Source organism: Mycobacterium sp. DL440 (assembly GCF_011745145.1).
GTDB lineage: Bacteria > Actinomycetota > Actinomycetes > Mycobacteriales > Mycobacteriaceae > Mycobacterium.
Genome location: NZ_CP050191.1, coordinates 4,363,259 through 4,376,082, shown reverse-complemented (window position 1 = coordinate 4,376,082; position 12,824 = coordinate 4,363,259). Strand labels below are relative to the sequence as shown.

The 12,824-nt window shown below is 67.9% G+C and carries 13 protein-coding genes and 1 pseudogene; 9 read left to right on the top strand and 5 right to left on the bottom strand.

Going from position 1 to position 12,824, the window contains the following annotated elements; genetic code table 11:
- Position 1: 1 nt before the first annotated feature.
- Positions 2 to 640 (bottom strand): MBL fold metallo-hydrolase, encoded by a 639-nt coding sequence (locus tag HBE63_RS21420; RefSeq protein ID WP_166906543.1) that lies wholly within the window; start codon positions 638 to 640, stop codon positions 2 to 4.
- 46 nt (positions 641 to 686) lie between these two features.
- Here HBE63_RS21420 and HBE63_RS21415 point away from each other — a divergent pair, with 46 nt between their 5' ends.
- Genes HBE63_RS21415 through purQ form a run of 3 tightly spaced genes read left to right on the top strand, consistent with a single transcriptional unit; the run spans position 687 to position 2,243 of the window.
- Positions 687 to 1,322: an ATPase gene (locus HBE63_RS21415; RefSeq protein WP_166910035.1), complete on the top strand. Its 636-nt coding sequence runs from the start codon at positions 687 to 689 to the stop codon at positions 1,320 to 1,322.
- Between the two features lie 10 nt (positions 1,323 to 1,332).
- Entirely contained in the window at positions 1,333 to 1,572 is a 240-nt protein-coding gene (purS, locus tag HBE63_RS21410; RefSeq protein WP_166906542.1) for a phosphoribosylformylglycinamidine synthase subunit PurS, read from the top strand.
- Positions 1,569 to 2,243: a phosphoribosylformylglycinamidine synthase subunit PurQ gene (purQ, locus tag HBE63_RS21405; RefSeq protein ID WP_166906541.1), complete on the top strand. Its 675-nt coding sequence runs from the start codon at positions 1,569 to 1,571 to the stop codon at positions 2,241 to 2,243. The genes purS and purQ overlap by 4 nt, the downstream gene beginning before the upstream one ends.
- A 165-nt stretch (positions 2,244 to 2,408) precedes the next feature.
- Here purQ and HBE63_RS21400 read toward each other — a convergent pair whose 3' ends face one another.
- Both HBE63_RS21400 and HBE63_RS21395 read right to left on the bottom strand, forming a co-directional pair.
- Entirely contained in the window at positions 2,409 to 3,206 is a 798-nt protein-coding gene (locus HBE63_RS21400; RefSeq protein ID WP_166906540.1) for a family 1 encapsulin nanocompartment shell protein, read from the bottom strand.
- Complete coding sequence (locus HBE63_RS21395; RefSeq protein WP_166906539.1) at positions 3,203 to 4,213, bottom strand: Dyp-type peroxidase; 1,011 nt, start codon at positions 4,211 to 4,213, stop codon at positions 3,203 to 3,205. Before HBE63_RS21395 ends, HBE63_RS21400 begins: the two co-directional genes overlap by 4 nt.
- 50 nt (positions 4,214 to 4,263) lie before the next feature.
- Between HBE63_RS21395 and HBE63_RS21390 the strand changes: the two genes are divergently transcribed.
- A complete protein-coding gene (locus HBE63_RS21390; RefSeq protein ID WP_166906538.1) occupies positions 4,264 to 5,529 on the top strand; it encodes a M18 family aminopeptidase in 1,266 nt (421 codons plus the stop codon).
- A gap of 57 nt (positions 5,530 to 5,586) precedes the next feature.
- On the opposite strand, the gene HBE63_RS21385 is transcribed toward HBE63_RS21390, so the two are convergent.
- Positions 5,587 to 6,168, bottom strand: coding sequence for an LGFP repeat-containing protein (locus HBE63_RS21385; RefSeq protein WP_166906537.1), 582 nt, complete (start codon positions 6,166 to 6,168; stop codon positions 5,587 to 5,589).
- 193 nt (positions 6,169 to 6,361) lie between these two features.
- On the opposite strand from HBE63_RS21385, the pseudogene HBE63_RS31965 reads away from it, so the two are divergent.
- The 5 genes and pseudogenes from HBE63_RS31965 to HBE63_RS21360 all read left to right on the top strand — a co-directional run.
- A pseudogene (locus HBE63_RS31965) lies at positions 6,362 to 6,484 on the top strand (hypothetical protein); the annotation flags it as partial.
- A 15-nt stretch (positions 6,485 to 6,499) separates the two neighbouring features.
- Positions 6,500 to 6,847 (top strand): VOC family protein, encoded by a 348-nt coding sequence (locus tag HBE63_RS21375; RefSeq protein ID WP_166906536.1) that lies wholly within the window; start codon positions 6,500 to 6,502, stop codon positions 6,845 to 6,847.
- Between the two features lie 61 nt (positions 6,848 to 6,908).
- Positions 6,909 to 9,215: a phosphoribosylformylglycinamidine synthase subunit PurL gene (gene purL / locus HBE63_RS21370; RefSeq protein ID WP_166906535.1), complete on the top strand. Its 2,307-nt coding sequence runs from the start codon at positions 6,909 to 6,911 to the stop codon at positions 9,213 to 9,215.
- The gene (locus tag HBE63_RS21365) at positions 9,212 to 10,939 is read left to right on the top strand and encodes an alpha/beta-hydrolase family protein (RefSeq protein ID WP_166906534.1); all 1,728 of its coding nucleotides are present in this window, start codon (positions 9,212 to 9,214) and stop codon (positions 10,937 to 10,939) included. The genes purL and HBE63_RS21365 overlap by 4 nt, the downstream gene beginning before the upstream one ends.
- Positions 10,939 to 11,589 carry a CPBP family intramembrane glutamic endopeptidase gene (locus HBE63_RS21360; protein ID WP_166906533.1) on the top strand — a complete coding sequence of 217 codons (651 nt, stop codon included), beginning with the start codon at positions 10,939 to 10,941 and terminating at the stop codon, positions 11,587 to 11,589. The genes HBE63_RS21365 and HBE63_RS21360 overlap by 1 nt, the downstream gene beginning before the upstream one ends.
- Here the strand turns inward: HBE63_RS21360 and HBE63_RS21355 are convergent.
- Positions 11,510 to 12,775 carry an APC family permease gene (locus HBE63_RS21355; RefSeq protein ID WP_166906532.1) on the bottom strand — a complete coding sequence of 422 codons (1,266 nt, stop codon included), beginning with the start codon at positions 12,773 to 12,775 and terminating at the stop codon, positions 11,510 to 11,512. The genes HBE63_RS21360 and HBE63_RS21355 overlap by 80 nt on opposite strands.
- Positions 12,776 to 12,824 lie beyond the last annotated feature (49 nt).

The following is a 12,824-nucleotide window of genomic DNA, read 5'->3' as shown; positions in this document are numbered from 1 at the left end:
GTCAGAACTGCGTGCCGTTTTCCTCGGTGAGTACCTGGAAGTCGGTCTTCGTCATCTCGGACAGCCGTCCGTAGTAGATGCCGCGTGCACCCGGTTCGATGATGCCCTGATGGATCGGCACCGCCCGGGTCGGTGCGACCGCGCGCAGGAAGTCCACGGCCTCAGAGATTTTCATCCACGGGGCGGCCGCCGGGGTGGCCAGCACGTCGACCGGCTCGCCGGGGACAAACAGTGCGTCCCCCGGATGCATGAGCCGCGCGGGATGCTCGTCGTCGCCCAGCAGGTACGAAATGTTGTCGACCACAGGGATTTCCGGATGGATCACGGCATGCCGGCCGCCGGTGCCCCGCACATTCAGTGAGCCGACCCGGAACGCGTCACCGGGATGCACAGCCTGCCACGGCTCGCCCAGTTGGGCGGCCGTCTGCGGGTCGGCATACAGCGCCGCCTGCGGGTTGGCCGCGATCAGCGCGGGCAACCGGGCGATATCGGCGTGGTCGGGGTGCTGATGGGTGATCAGGATGGCCGACAAGCCGGTGATGCCCTCGAAACCGTGCGAGAAGGTGCCCGGGTCGAACAGCACAGTGGTGTCCGAAATGCTGGCCAGTAGGCACGAATGTCCGAAATGCGTGAGTTGCATACCTATATTGTGGCGCTCGGTGGGGATATGGCGGGTGATCGTGGCGATGTTGATCGTGCTCTGCGGGCTGGCCGCAGCGCCTCCTCCGGCGTGGTCGGAGCCCAGCGCGGACTGCCCGCCGCTGTGTGACCGCATCCCGGATTCGGCATGGGTGCCCGCGTCGCAACTACCGCTGGCTCGCGAGTACCGCTGGCCCGGGCTGGCCGGCTTGGCCGTGACCGCAGTGGCACCGCGCTTCCGCCTCGAGGAGGAGTGTGGGTCGCCACTCGTGCCCGGAGATCCGCGCGGCTACGCCGTCGCGGCGCGATCGGAGGTGACGCGGCCCGCCGGGCACTGGCAACTGCGGGTCCAGGTCCTCCATTGGCGCGGGGAGACATGGCAGGGCGGTCAGACCGCGCTCGCAGTGGTGCAGGGGGCGGCCGACGCGCTGCGTAGCTGTCCGGGGGCCGGGACGTCGATCACCACCGACCGGCCCGGGCGGCTGGTGGCGGCGATCAACTTCGGCAACCTCAGGGCCATGCACCAGTACCTTCTCGCCGATCCGGACAACAGCACGGTGGTGGAGCTGGCCATGTGGTCGAGCGAGCCACCGCAGGTTCCATGGTCGGCGCCATCGGATCGCCAGGTGCTCGATGCGCTGGCCGACCCACTGTGCACGGCTTACATCGGGTCGTGCCGGTAGAGTGTGCGCCGTGGCAAAGGTGGTTGTGCACGTCATGCCCAAGACGGAGATCCTCGACCCTCAGGGTCAGGCGATCGTCGGGGCACTTGGTCGGCTTGGACATGGTGGTATCTCGGACGTCCGTCAGGGCAAGCGTTTCGAGCTCGAAGTCGACGACTCCGTAGCTGACGAAGCTTTGGCCGAGATCGCCGAATCTCTGCTGGCCAACACGGTTATCGAGGACTTTTCGGTGAGCCGGGAGGGCTCGTGACCACCCGTGTCGGGGTGATCACCTTCCCCGGGACGCTCGACGACGTCGACGCGGCCCGTGCGGTACGTCTGGCCGGTGCCGAGGCGGTCAGCCTGTGGCACGCGGACGCCGACCTCAAGGGCGTCGACGCGGTCGTCGTGCCCGGCGGCTTCTCCTACGGCGACTACCTGCGTTGCGGGGCGATCGCGAAGTTCGCCCCCGTCATGGGTTCGGTCGTCGAGGCGGCCGGTAAGGGCATGCCCGTGCTCGGCATCTGCAACGGCTTCCAGGTGCTGTGCGAGGCCGGGCTGCTCCCGGGTGCACTGACCCGCAACGCCGGCTTGCATTTCATCTGCCGCGACGTGTGGCTGGAGGTCGCCTCCAATACCACCGCGTGGACGACCCGGTATGACGCCGGCGCGGACCTGCTGATCCCGCTGAAGTCGGGCGAGGGCCGCTATGTCGCCTCCGAGGACGTGCTCGACGAACTCGAGGGTGAGGACCGTGTGGTCTTCCGCTACCGCGAGAACCTCAACGGCTCGATGCGCGGCATCGCCGGAGTGTGCTCGGAGAACCGTCGCGTTGTCGGTCTGATGCCGCACCCCGAACACGCCACTGAGGCGCTGACCGGTCCGTCCGATGACGGGCTCGGGTTGTTCTATTCCGCGTTGGACGCGGTTCTCTCGGTTTAGCGCAGATTTCTCTGGGCGGGCGCAAATTTCAGCAGAGGCATCGGCGAACTAATGTGTCCAAAATGACCCTGCGGAAGGCGTTGCCGGGATATCTGCTCGCCAGATCGACAGCGCCTGCCCTCACGCTGCGGGCGCGCACGGAGGCATGCCCGCAGCGTAGAGCACTTACGCGGTGAGGGCGACGGACGCCTCGGCGGTGTAGGCCAGGAACGTCAGGGTCTCCTGCAGGTACAGCTGCACGCTCTCCGCATCGTGGGACAGGTAGCCGATCGAAACGTCGGTGCCCAGCTGCAGGTCGAAATCGCCACCGCGGGTGGACAACACGAATGCACCATCGATCGCGGGCGCCCAGATGATCTCACCGTCGACCAGCCGGCTCAGGTGCTCACGGATCGGATAACCGTGCGCGGTGGTCTCGCTGACCTTGGTGTAGATCTCGGCCGAGAGCAGCACCGAGTACGGCCCGTCGACACCGGCCAGTCGCAGCTCGGAGAGGGCCTGGGCGATCACGTCGGGAATCTCGCGGGCATCGTCGGGCAGGGCCAGCGCCGGATTGGAACTGGAGCTGCGGATGCCTTCGATCTCGGCCCCCGGATACCCCTCGAAGATGGCCCGGTCCTCGACGAAGGCCAGCTTCTTGGCGGCGTCCTTGACCGGATCCCAGTCGGAGTCCTGAGCGCCGCGCTCGACATCGTCGATCGCGGCGCGTGACACCGTGAACGGCACGCGCAGGCGCACCAGCGGCCGGGAACCGCGCAGGTGGGCGACCACGCCGTCGCCGGGTGACTTCACGTCGAGCAGATGCCCCGTGCTGATCGCCGCGGTGACCGGACCGCCGGGCTCACTGACATCGACCACGCGCCGGCCGGCGATGTGGCGCTTGAAGGTTCGGCTGGCCTCTAGTTCGATCTCGGCCCAGGCGGACTCGGTGATCGGAGCAAGCTCGCGGTACAGGTTGTTCATTGCGGGATTCCTTTCAAGCTGCCGATCGCAAGGGAGGGGTCTTTCTCGGGCTCCGCCGGTTCCTCGACCGAGACCGGAAGCGGCGGAGGATCATCGAGGAAGTCGATGGTGGGGACGAAGAACATGCCGCCGGTCACGGCAGTGGAGAAATCGAGGATCCGGTCGGTATTACCGGGTGGATCGCCGATGAACATGTTGGTCAGCATGCGTTCGGTGATGGCCGGATCGGCACAGTATCCGATGTAGTACGTACCGAATTCACCGCTGCCGAGCTCACCGAACGGCATGTTGCGGCGCACGATCTTCAGCTCGTTGCCGTCTTCGTCGGTGATGACGTTCAGCGCGATGTGAGAGTTGGAAGGCTTGACGTCGTCGGACATTTCGATGTCGTCGAGCTTGGTTCGCCCGATCACGCGCTGCTGTTCCTCGACCGACAGGGAGCGCCAGTCCCTCATCGCATGCACGTACTTCTGGATGTGGACATAGCTGGCCCCGGCGAAATCGGGATCCTCGGCCCCGATCTGAACGGCGGCCGCCGCGGTGGACCCGTTGGGGTTCTCGGTGCCATCGACGAAGCCGAGGAGGTCCCGGTTGTCGAAGTACTGGAACCCGTGCACCTCGTCGACAACCGTGACGGCACTGCCGAACTCCTGCAGCATGCGGTCGGCCAACTCGAAACACACGTCCATGGTGTCCGCGCGGATGTGCAACAACACATCACCCGGGGTGGACGGTGCCTGATGTCGTCCGCCGTCGAGAGCGAGGAACGGATGCAGATTGGCCGGACGCGGCCCGGCGAACAGGCGATCCCAGGCCGCCGAACCGATCCCAGCCACCAGCGACAGCTCCTTGGTGGTATCGCGGAACCAGATCGAGCGGACGATGCCCGAAATGTCGGGAAGCACGTCGTGAACGGCTTGCTCACCGTCGTCTTCGATCGTCAGTACCAGGAAGATGGCCGCCCGCGTCAGAAGGTTCAGCACCGGCTGCGGGATCGGATCGGGCACAAACCGACCCTACCGACACCGGCGACCGGTTCGCCGGTCAAGATGAAAAGATGCCAGCTAGCGCTCAGGGCCTGTGCGAGTTCATCGACGCCTCCCCGTCTCCGTTCCACGTGTGCGCCACCGCCGCGCACCGGCTGCGTGACGCGGGATACACCGAGCTGGCCGAAATCGACAGCTGGCCGGGCTCGCGAGGAAAGTTCTTCACGATCCGGGCGGGTTCGCTGGTCGCCTGGAATGCCGAGGGGGCCGACCCTCATGCCCCGTTCCGGGTGGTCGGCGGCCATACGGACAGCCCTAATCTCCGGGTCAAACAGCACCCGGACCGCGTCGTCGCGGGCTGGCAGGTGGTCGCGCTGGCGCCGTACGGCGGTGCCTGGCTGAATTCCTGGCTGGACCGCGACCTCGGGATCAGCGGTCGGCTCTCCGTACGCCGGGGCGGCGCGATCGAAGACGTCCTGATCCGGATCGATGATCCGATCCTGCGCGTGCCGCAACTCGCCATCCACCTGTCCGAGGACCGCAAGGGCGTCAGCCCCGACCCACAGCGCCACGTCAACGCGGTGTGGGGCCTGGGGGAGCGTCCGCGGTCCTTCGTCGGATTCGTGGCCGAGCGGGCCGGGGTCAGCGAGGACGGCGTGCTGGGTTTCGACCTGATGACCCACGACCTGACGCCGTCGGCGATCACCGGCGCCGATGGGGAGTTCGTCAGCGCGCCCAGACTGGACAACCAGGCCACCTGCTACGCGGGACTGGAGGCGTTCCTGGCCACGGGTACCGGCACCCATGTGCCGGTGCTGGCGCTCTTCGACCACGAGGAAGTCGGCTCGACCTCGGATCACGGCGCCCAGTCCGAACTGTTGCCGACCGTGCTGGAGCGCATCGTGCTCGCCACGGGCGGTACCCGGGAGGACTTCCTGCGCCGTGCAGCCGGTTCCATGGTGGCGTCCGGGGACATGGCGCATGCGACGCACCCGAACTACCCGGACCGCCACGAGCCCGGACACCTCATCGAGGTCAACGCCGGGCCCGTGCTCAAGGTGCAGCCCAACCTGCGCTATGCCACCGACGGCCGCACCGCGGCGGCGTTCGCGCTGGCGTGCGATCAGGCTGGGGTGCCGCTGCAACGCTATGAGCACCGCGCCGATCTGCCGTGCGGGTCGACGATCGGGCCGATGACGTCGGCGCGCACCGGGATCCCGACCGTCGACGTGGGCGCGGCACAGTTGGCCATGCACTCGGCGCGCGAGTTCATGGGAGCCAAGGATGTGGCGGCCTACTCCGCGGCGCTGCAAGCCTTCCTGGCGCCGGACCGGTAACGCAGAAAGGTCGGGCGCCCCGACGGGTCGCCCGACCTCCTCGGCTTGGCTCGGTGTTTAGTGCTTGGTGAGGACGACTTCGTCGGTCGTCGGATTCCAGGTCACGATGCCGTGCTCGAACGTGGTCTGCTTGTTGCCGTCGGGGTTGGTGGTCTCATCGCTGGTCGGGTAGCCGAGCTCACCCTGTGAGCCGCCCAGTTCGTTCCACTTGTCGCGGATCTTGCCCCACACCACATAGGACTTGGTGGAGTGAATGATCACGCCGCCGGCGAACTGCTGGTAGACGCCGCCGTCTTCGTTCTTCTGCTCCGCACCGGTCGGTGCGCCGAGAGAGGTCTTGGCCGCGTCGTCGAGCGTGTTGTACTTGGCGAGGATCGGCCCGGCGACGGTGAACTCGGTGCCGTCGGCGCCCTTCATCTTGGTTTCTTCGGTGCTGCCTGCCTCGGCGGGGGTGGTGGCCGCACCGGCGGTGGTCTCGTCGGGAGCGGCGACCGACGACGAGACCGACGACGCCACTGAACTCGCTGAACTGGCCGCACCTTCGGCGGTGTCCTTGGCCGACTGGCAGCCGGCGCCGGCCAGGGCGATCCCGAGTACGGCGGCGGTGACGGTGACGGTTCGTTTCGTTGCTAGCTGCATTGGCATTCCCTTTCGGAGTTGGCTGGCCACGGCCAGGCCGTAGCCGTTGGCGATGTTATCGACCCGAACGCGGCCTGTGGGCACCTTTGCTGGACTCGCGTAATTCGACTGCCGGTCCGACGGTGGCTTCCGACCGAGGAGGGCATCGTCGAAAACGACACCGAATGGGCTGCTCAGGTGACCTCGGCTCGCTGGGATCCCGACCGTCGATGTCGGCGGGGCTCAGCTCGCCATGCATTCCGCGCGCGAGTTCATGGGCGCCCGGGATGTCGCCGCCTACTCGGCCGCGTTACAAGGATTCTTGTCACCGGCCTGATCTAGGGTCGGCTCCATGGCACTTTCCGTGGAGATGATCACAGTCGACTGCATCGATCCCGATGCGCTGGCCCAATGGTGGGCGCAGGCTGTCAACGGCACGGTAAATGCCGTTGTCCCAGGCGAATTCGTCCTCGTCGACCTGTCCAACGGGCCCAACCTCGGTTTTCAGCACGTCGACGACCCGACTCCGGGCAAGAACCGCGTACACGTCGACTTCCACGCTGCGGACATGGAAGCCGAGGTGGCCCGGCTCGTGGGCCTCGGGGCCACCGAGACCGGGCGGCACAGCTTCGGCCCCGAGTTCAACTGGGTCGTGCTGGCCGATCCCGAAGGCAACGCGTTCTGTATCGCGGGTGCATAGCGCCGAGACGGAAGCAATCGCCGGTCGGACGTGCGAGATCGGCAACGATAGACTCTTGGGCGTGACGTCTGAGCTCACCCACGATATCGACACGGTGCAGCGGGCAGCCGCCACCCCTGATCAGCCCCAGCCGTACCGCGAACTCGGCCTCAAGGACGACGAGTACGAGCGGATTCGCGAGATCCTGGGTCGCCGCCCCACCGACGCCGAGCTGGCCATGTACTCGGTGATGTGGAGCGAACACTGCTCCTACAAGTCCTCCAAGGTGCACCTGCGCTACTTCGGTGAGACCACCACCGACGAGATGCGCGCCGGCATGCTGGCCGGTATCGGCGAGAACGCCGGCGTCGTCGACATCGGCGACGGCTGGGCCGTCACCTTCAAGGTGGAGTCGCACAACCACCCGTCCTACGTGGAGCCCTACCAGGGTGCGGCCACCGGCGTCGGCGGCATCGTCCGCGACATCATGGCGATGGGCGCCCGACCGGTGGCGGTCATGGACCAGCTGCGCTTCGGCGCGGCCGACGCACCGGACACGCGCCGTGTGCTCGACGGCGTGGTGCGCGGTGTCGGCGGCTACGGCAACTCGCTGGGCCTGCCCAACATCGGCGGCGAGACGATCTTCGACCCCTCCTACGCGGGCAACCCGTTGGTCAACGCGCTGTGCGTGGGTGCCCTGCGTAAGGAAGACCTGCACCTGGCCTTCGCCTCGGGCACCGGCAACAAGATCATCCTGTTCGGTGCGCGCACCGGCCTGGACGGCATCGGCGGGGTTTCGGTGCTGGCGTCGGACACCTTCAGCGGTGACGAATCCGGTGCCGGGCGTAAGAAGCTGCCGAGCGTTCAGGTGGGCGACCCGTTCACCGAGAAAGTGCTCATCGAGTGTTGCCTCGAGCTCTACTCGGCCGGCCTGGTGGTCGGTATCCAGGACCTCGGCGGTGCCGGATTGTCCTGTGCCACCTCTGAACTCGCCTCCGCCGGCGACGGTGGCATGCACATCGAACTGGATCAGGTGCCGCTGCGGGCCAAGGACATGACCCCGGCCGAGGTGCTCTCCAGCGAGTCGCAGGAACGCATGTGCGCCGTGGTCACGCCGGAGAACGTCGACGCGTTCATGGCCGTCTGCCGCAAGTGGGAGGTGCTGGCCACGGTCATCGGTGAGGTCACCGACGGCGACCGGCTGCAGATCACCTGGCACGGCGACACCGTGGTAGACGTGCCGCCGCGGACCGTGGCCCACGAGGGCCCCGTCTACCAGCGTCCGGTGGCCCGCCCCGACAGCCAGGACGCCCTGGTCGCCGATACCTCTGCCAAGCTGCCGCGGCCCAAGACCGGCGACGAGCTCAAGGCCACTCTGCTGGCGCTGATCGGCAGCCCGCACCTGTGCAGCCGGGCGTTCATCACCGAGCAGTACGACCGCTACGTGCGCGGCAACACCGTGCTGGCCGAGCACGCCGACGGTGGCGTCCTGCGCATCGACGAGACCACCGGCCGCGGCGTCGCGATCTCCACCGACGCGTCGGGCCGCTACACCCAGCTCGACCCGTACACCGGCGCACAACTGGCATTGGCCGAGGCCTACCGCAACGTCGCGGTCACCGGGGCCACCCCGGTCGCGGTGACCAACTGCCTCAACTTCGGGTCCCCCGAGGATCCCGGCGTGATGTGGCAGTTCAGCCAGGCCGTCCGCGGATTGGCCGATGGTTGTGCCGCCCTTGGCATTCCGGTGACCGGCGGCAACGTCAGCTTCTACAACCAGACCGGCTCCACCGCTATCCTGCCCACCCCTGTGGTGGGGGTGCTCGGCGTGATCGACGACGTGAAACGACGTATCCCCACCGGCCTGGGTCATGAGCCGGGTGAGACGCTGCTGCTGCTGGGTGACACCCACGACGAGTTCGACGGATCGGTCTGGGCGCAGGTCACCGGCGACCACCTCGGCGGAGTTCCGCCGAAGGTGGATCTGGCCCGCGAGAAACTGCTGGCCGAGGTGCTTACCGCGGCTTCGCGCGACGGACTGATCTCCGCGGCGCACGACCTGTCCGAGGGCGGGTTGATCCAGGCCGTGGTGGAGGCCGCGCTGGCGGGTGAAACCGGTTGCCGCGTCATCCTTCCGGAGGATCTGCCGGAAGGCATCGATCCGTTCGTGTTCCTGTTCTCGGAGTCCGCCGGCCGGGTGCTGGTGGCCGTGCCGCGCACCGAAGAGAGCCGGTTCCGATCGATGTGTGAGGCCAGGGACCTACCCGTCACGCGGGTCGGCGTGGTGGACCAGGGGAGCGATTCGATCGAGGTCCAGGGACAGTTCAGCATCACCCTCGCGGAGCTACGGAGCACGTCGGAGGGCGTGCTGCCCGGGCTGTTCGGGTGACGGGGAAGACCCTCGACGAACGTCATCCTCTGCTGCGCTGGGCCTGGAGCCTGGTGCGACTGGACTTCACCGGTATCGCCGTCGGAGCCCTGTTCTTCTGCCTCTCACTGACCCCATCGCTGCTGCCGCGTGACTGGCTGTTCGCCGGGCTGATCGGCGGAATCAACGCCGCGATCGGCTACGGCATCGGGGTGGTGTTGGGAAAAGCGCTGTACCGCTTTGCGTTACGGCGCAGGGCGTGGTGGCCCCCGGGTAAGCGCGTATTGCTCGGACTCAAGGCAGTCGTCATCGCCGGGGCGATCACGGCATCCATCCTGATGCTGATCCCCGCGGCGGCCTGGCAGCGGCAGGTCTCGGCGCTGATGGGCATGGAAGGCCCGGCGACCCTTGGCTATCTGCGCACTCTGATCATTGCGCTGGCGGTGGGGGGCGCGTTGATCGGCACCGCACGCGTGTTGCGCGATGCCGTGCGACTACTGGCCAAGGTGTTCATCCGACGCTGGCATCTGCACCGGGAGGTGGCCCAGTTCATCGGCACCGCGATCGTGGTGGTGCTGGTGGTCACGTTGGTCAACGGCGTGCTCTACCGCGGGTTTCTGGCCGGGGCCAGCCGGGTGTTCCAACCGCAGAACACCACCACCGGCGAGGGCATCGTCCAGCCGTCCGAGCTCGAAAGGTCGGGCAGCCCAGACTCATTCGCGGCGTGGGATTCTCTGGGCTTCCAGGGCCGCAATTTCGTGGCGACCGGCCCGCGGGCCGCCGAGCTCGAACACGTCAACGGTGCGCCGGCCAGAGAACCCATCCGGGTGTACGCAGGCCTGTCCACCGCAGACACCGACGATCAGCGGATCGCGGTGCTGCTCAGCGAGCTTGAACGCACTCACGCCTTCGACCGCAAGCTGCTGGTGATCGTCCCCACCACCGGTACCGGTTGGGTCAACCCGGTGGCCGCCCGCGCGCTCGAGCTGATGTACAACGGTGACACCGCGTTGGTCGCCATGCAGTATTCCTATCTGCCGAGCTGGATCTCGTTCATGGGCGATCAGGAAAAGTCGATGAACAACGGCCGGTTGATGATCGACGCGATCCACGGCCGCTGGGAGCAGTTGCCCCCCGAGCACCGTCCCAGGCTGGTGCTCTACGGGGAGAGCCTGGGATCCATGGCAGGGCAGGGCGCATTCAGCTGGCTGCCCGACATCTCCAGGATGGGCTTCTCCTCGGTGCTGTGGGTCGGCCCGCCCAACGCCAGCCCGCTGTGGCGCGGCCTGATCGCGCGCCGGGATCCGGGCACCCCGCAGGTGCGCCCCCGCTACGACAACGGTCGCACCGTGCGGTTCTCGGAGGCCGCCGACGCCGCCGAGATCGCCGACGACGCCGCTGCGCCGTGGGAAGGTACCCGGGTCCTGTTCCTGCAACACCCGTCCGACCCGATCATCTGGTGGTCGGCGGATCTGCTGTTCTCCGAACCGGATTGGCTGGCCGAGCCGCCGGGTGGGGACCGCACTGCCTCGATGCGCTGGTATCCGATCATCACGTTCTGGCAGGTGGCCGCCGACATCACCAACGCATCCAGCGTGCCCAACGGACACGGGCACAACTACGGCGAATCGGTGCTCGACGGCTGGGCTGCGGTGGCCCCGCCCGAGGGCTGGAAGCCCGACGACACCGAACGTATCCGGCTGGCGCTGGAGAAGACCACAGCCAACGACGGACCCGAATACTGATGGCGCCCGGCCGGATTCGCGCCGTGGCGCTGGCGGCGGGTCTGGTGACGTGGAACGGCCTCGTTGATCCGAGGTTGCCGGCCCGGTGGCAGCCGCTGGTGCGGGCGGCCCTCGGCAGTGCACTGCTGCTCGGAACCGGGGCACGGCCGGGTCTGCGGCCACCGGCGTTGTGGTCGGGTGTGCGGCTGGGCGCTGCGGCCGCGACGGCGGTGAGCGCCGGTGTGGCGGCGACCTCGGCGGTGCCGATCGTCCGCGCCGGGATGCGCGAAAAGGTCCTGCCCGCAGCGCCCGGCAGCTGGCTGGCGCTGCGGATCCCGCTCGGGACCGTCTGGCCGGAGGAGGCCGCCTTCCGCGGTGCACTGGGCAAGGTCGGCGCGGAAGCGTTCGGTCCGGCCGGCGGTCAGGTACTGCAGGCCACCTCCTTCGGGCTGTCACACATTGCCGACGCCCGCGCCGCAGGCCAACCCGTGATTCCGACCGTGCTGGTCACCGGGGTAGCCGGGTGGGTGTTCGGCTGGCTCGCGCAGCGATCGGCGAGTCTGGCCGCGCCGATGCTGGCGCACCTGGCGATCAATGAGGCGGGCGCGCTGGCTGCACTGGCCTACCAAGCCGCGCCAGCAGCGCTGCCACCGCGAGGATCGCGGCCGTGACGACCAGGGGCCACAACGCGGGCATCGAGAAATCGGTGACCCGCAATGGGATCAACACCACACCGACCCCCACCACGACCAGGATGAGCCGCGGTGTCTGCTGTGCCGCAGCCGAACCCTCGATACGCGAATTGGCTTCGGTGACAAGCACATAGACCACCAGAAGGAGCAGCGCGGGGACCGCCATCTGCAGCCTGCCGAGGTAATCCTGGAACCGGGAGAACGCCAAGGCCAGCACGCACATCACCGCAGGAACCAGTAGCGCCACCTCCGGGCCGGCGCCGAACAGTCGCCCCGCGACCCGGGTTGCCGCCCACATCAGGGCCAGCAATGCGGCCGAGCCCAGGCACAACGCCCCGGTGGTGAACCAGTAGTACCCGGCATCGGCGAAGAACTGCGAGATGATCAGTGAAAGATTCACCGCGGTGTTGTGAAAACCACCCGTCGCGCCCACATTTGCGGCCACCAACAGCGTCGCCGCGCCCAGCGCGGTGATCCCCACCGCGGTGCCCACCGGTCGCGCCACCGACTCCAGGCGGCCACTCACCACCGTCGCAGCCTCGAAACCAACCAGGCCGAGGCCGAGCGGTATGGCCGCCGCCGTGGCCAGCAGGACCGAATCGACATGGGAGCCGCCCATCATCATCGGCGGTGTGCCCGCTGCCACCCGAGCCAAGATCGCCAGTGCCAGATAGAAGAAGACCAACAGGCCCACGCCGGCCAGCACGCCGGCCGTCGCACCCACCGCCCGGGTGGGCAGGTAGGCCACCACCGCACCGGCGATGACCACCACGGCCACCGACCAACCGGGCCACCACCAGCCGGCCAGCGCCGTCTCCAGGTCGGGTGCGCCAGTCAACGGTTGCAGCGCGAGCGTCAGGGCGGCGCCCACACCCAACAACGCATATGCCGCCAGCTGGACGAGGCTGGTGAACCGCCCGGCCGCCGGACCGACGGTGGCGGCGACGAGGTCGCCAGTCGACACCGCCTGCGGCGCGTACCGGTGCAGGCGGGCGAACGCGAAGACCAATACCGCCGCGATCGCCGTAGCGCACAAGCCAGCCACCCCGTTGAAGATCGCGGCGCCGATCGGTGCGAGGGACAGGCCGATGGCGCGCCACGCGGGCAGGGCGGGCGGCCAGGCTGCGGGCGACTCCGGGCTCGCCGATACTGCGCGTTTAGGCATCCGCACTACCGTTCACAAAGTCCCCTCTCGCCCGAATCCTCTGGGTCAA

Coding starts and splice junctions, on each gene's coding strand:
- HBE63_RS21355 (WP_166906532.1), bottom strand. CDS start 12,775: ATGCCTAAACGCGCAGTATCGGCGAGCCCGGAGTCGCCCGCAGCCTGG.
- HBE63_RS21375 (WP_166906536.1), top strand. CDS start 6,500: ATGGCACTTTCCGTGGAGATGATCACAGTCGACTGCATCGATCCCGAT.
- HBE63_RS21420 (WP_166906543.1), bottom strand. CDS start 640: ATGCAACTCACGCATTTCGGACATTCGTGCCTACTGGCCAGCATTTCG.
- HBE63_RS21400 (WP_166906540.1), bottom strand. CDS start 3,206: ATGAACAACCTGTACCGCGAGCTTGCTCCGATCACCGAGTCCGCCTGG.
- HBE63_RS21415 (WP_166910035.1), top strand. CDS start 687: ATGTTGATCGTGCTCTGCGGGCTGGCCGCAGCGCCTCCTCCGGCGTGG.
- HBE63_RS21385 (WP_166906537.1), bottom strand. CDS start 6,168: ATGCAGCTAGCAACGAAACGAACCGTCACCGTCACCGCCGCCGTACTC.
- HBE63_RS21390 (WP_166906538.1), top strand. CDS start 4,264: ATGCCAGCTAGCGCTCAGGGCCTGTGCGAGTTCATCGACGCCTCCCCG.
- HBE63_RS21360 (WP_166906533.1), top strand. CDS start 10,939: ATGGCGCCCGGCCGGATTCGCGCCGTGGCGCTGGCGGCGGGTCTGGTG.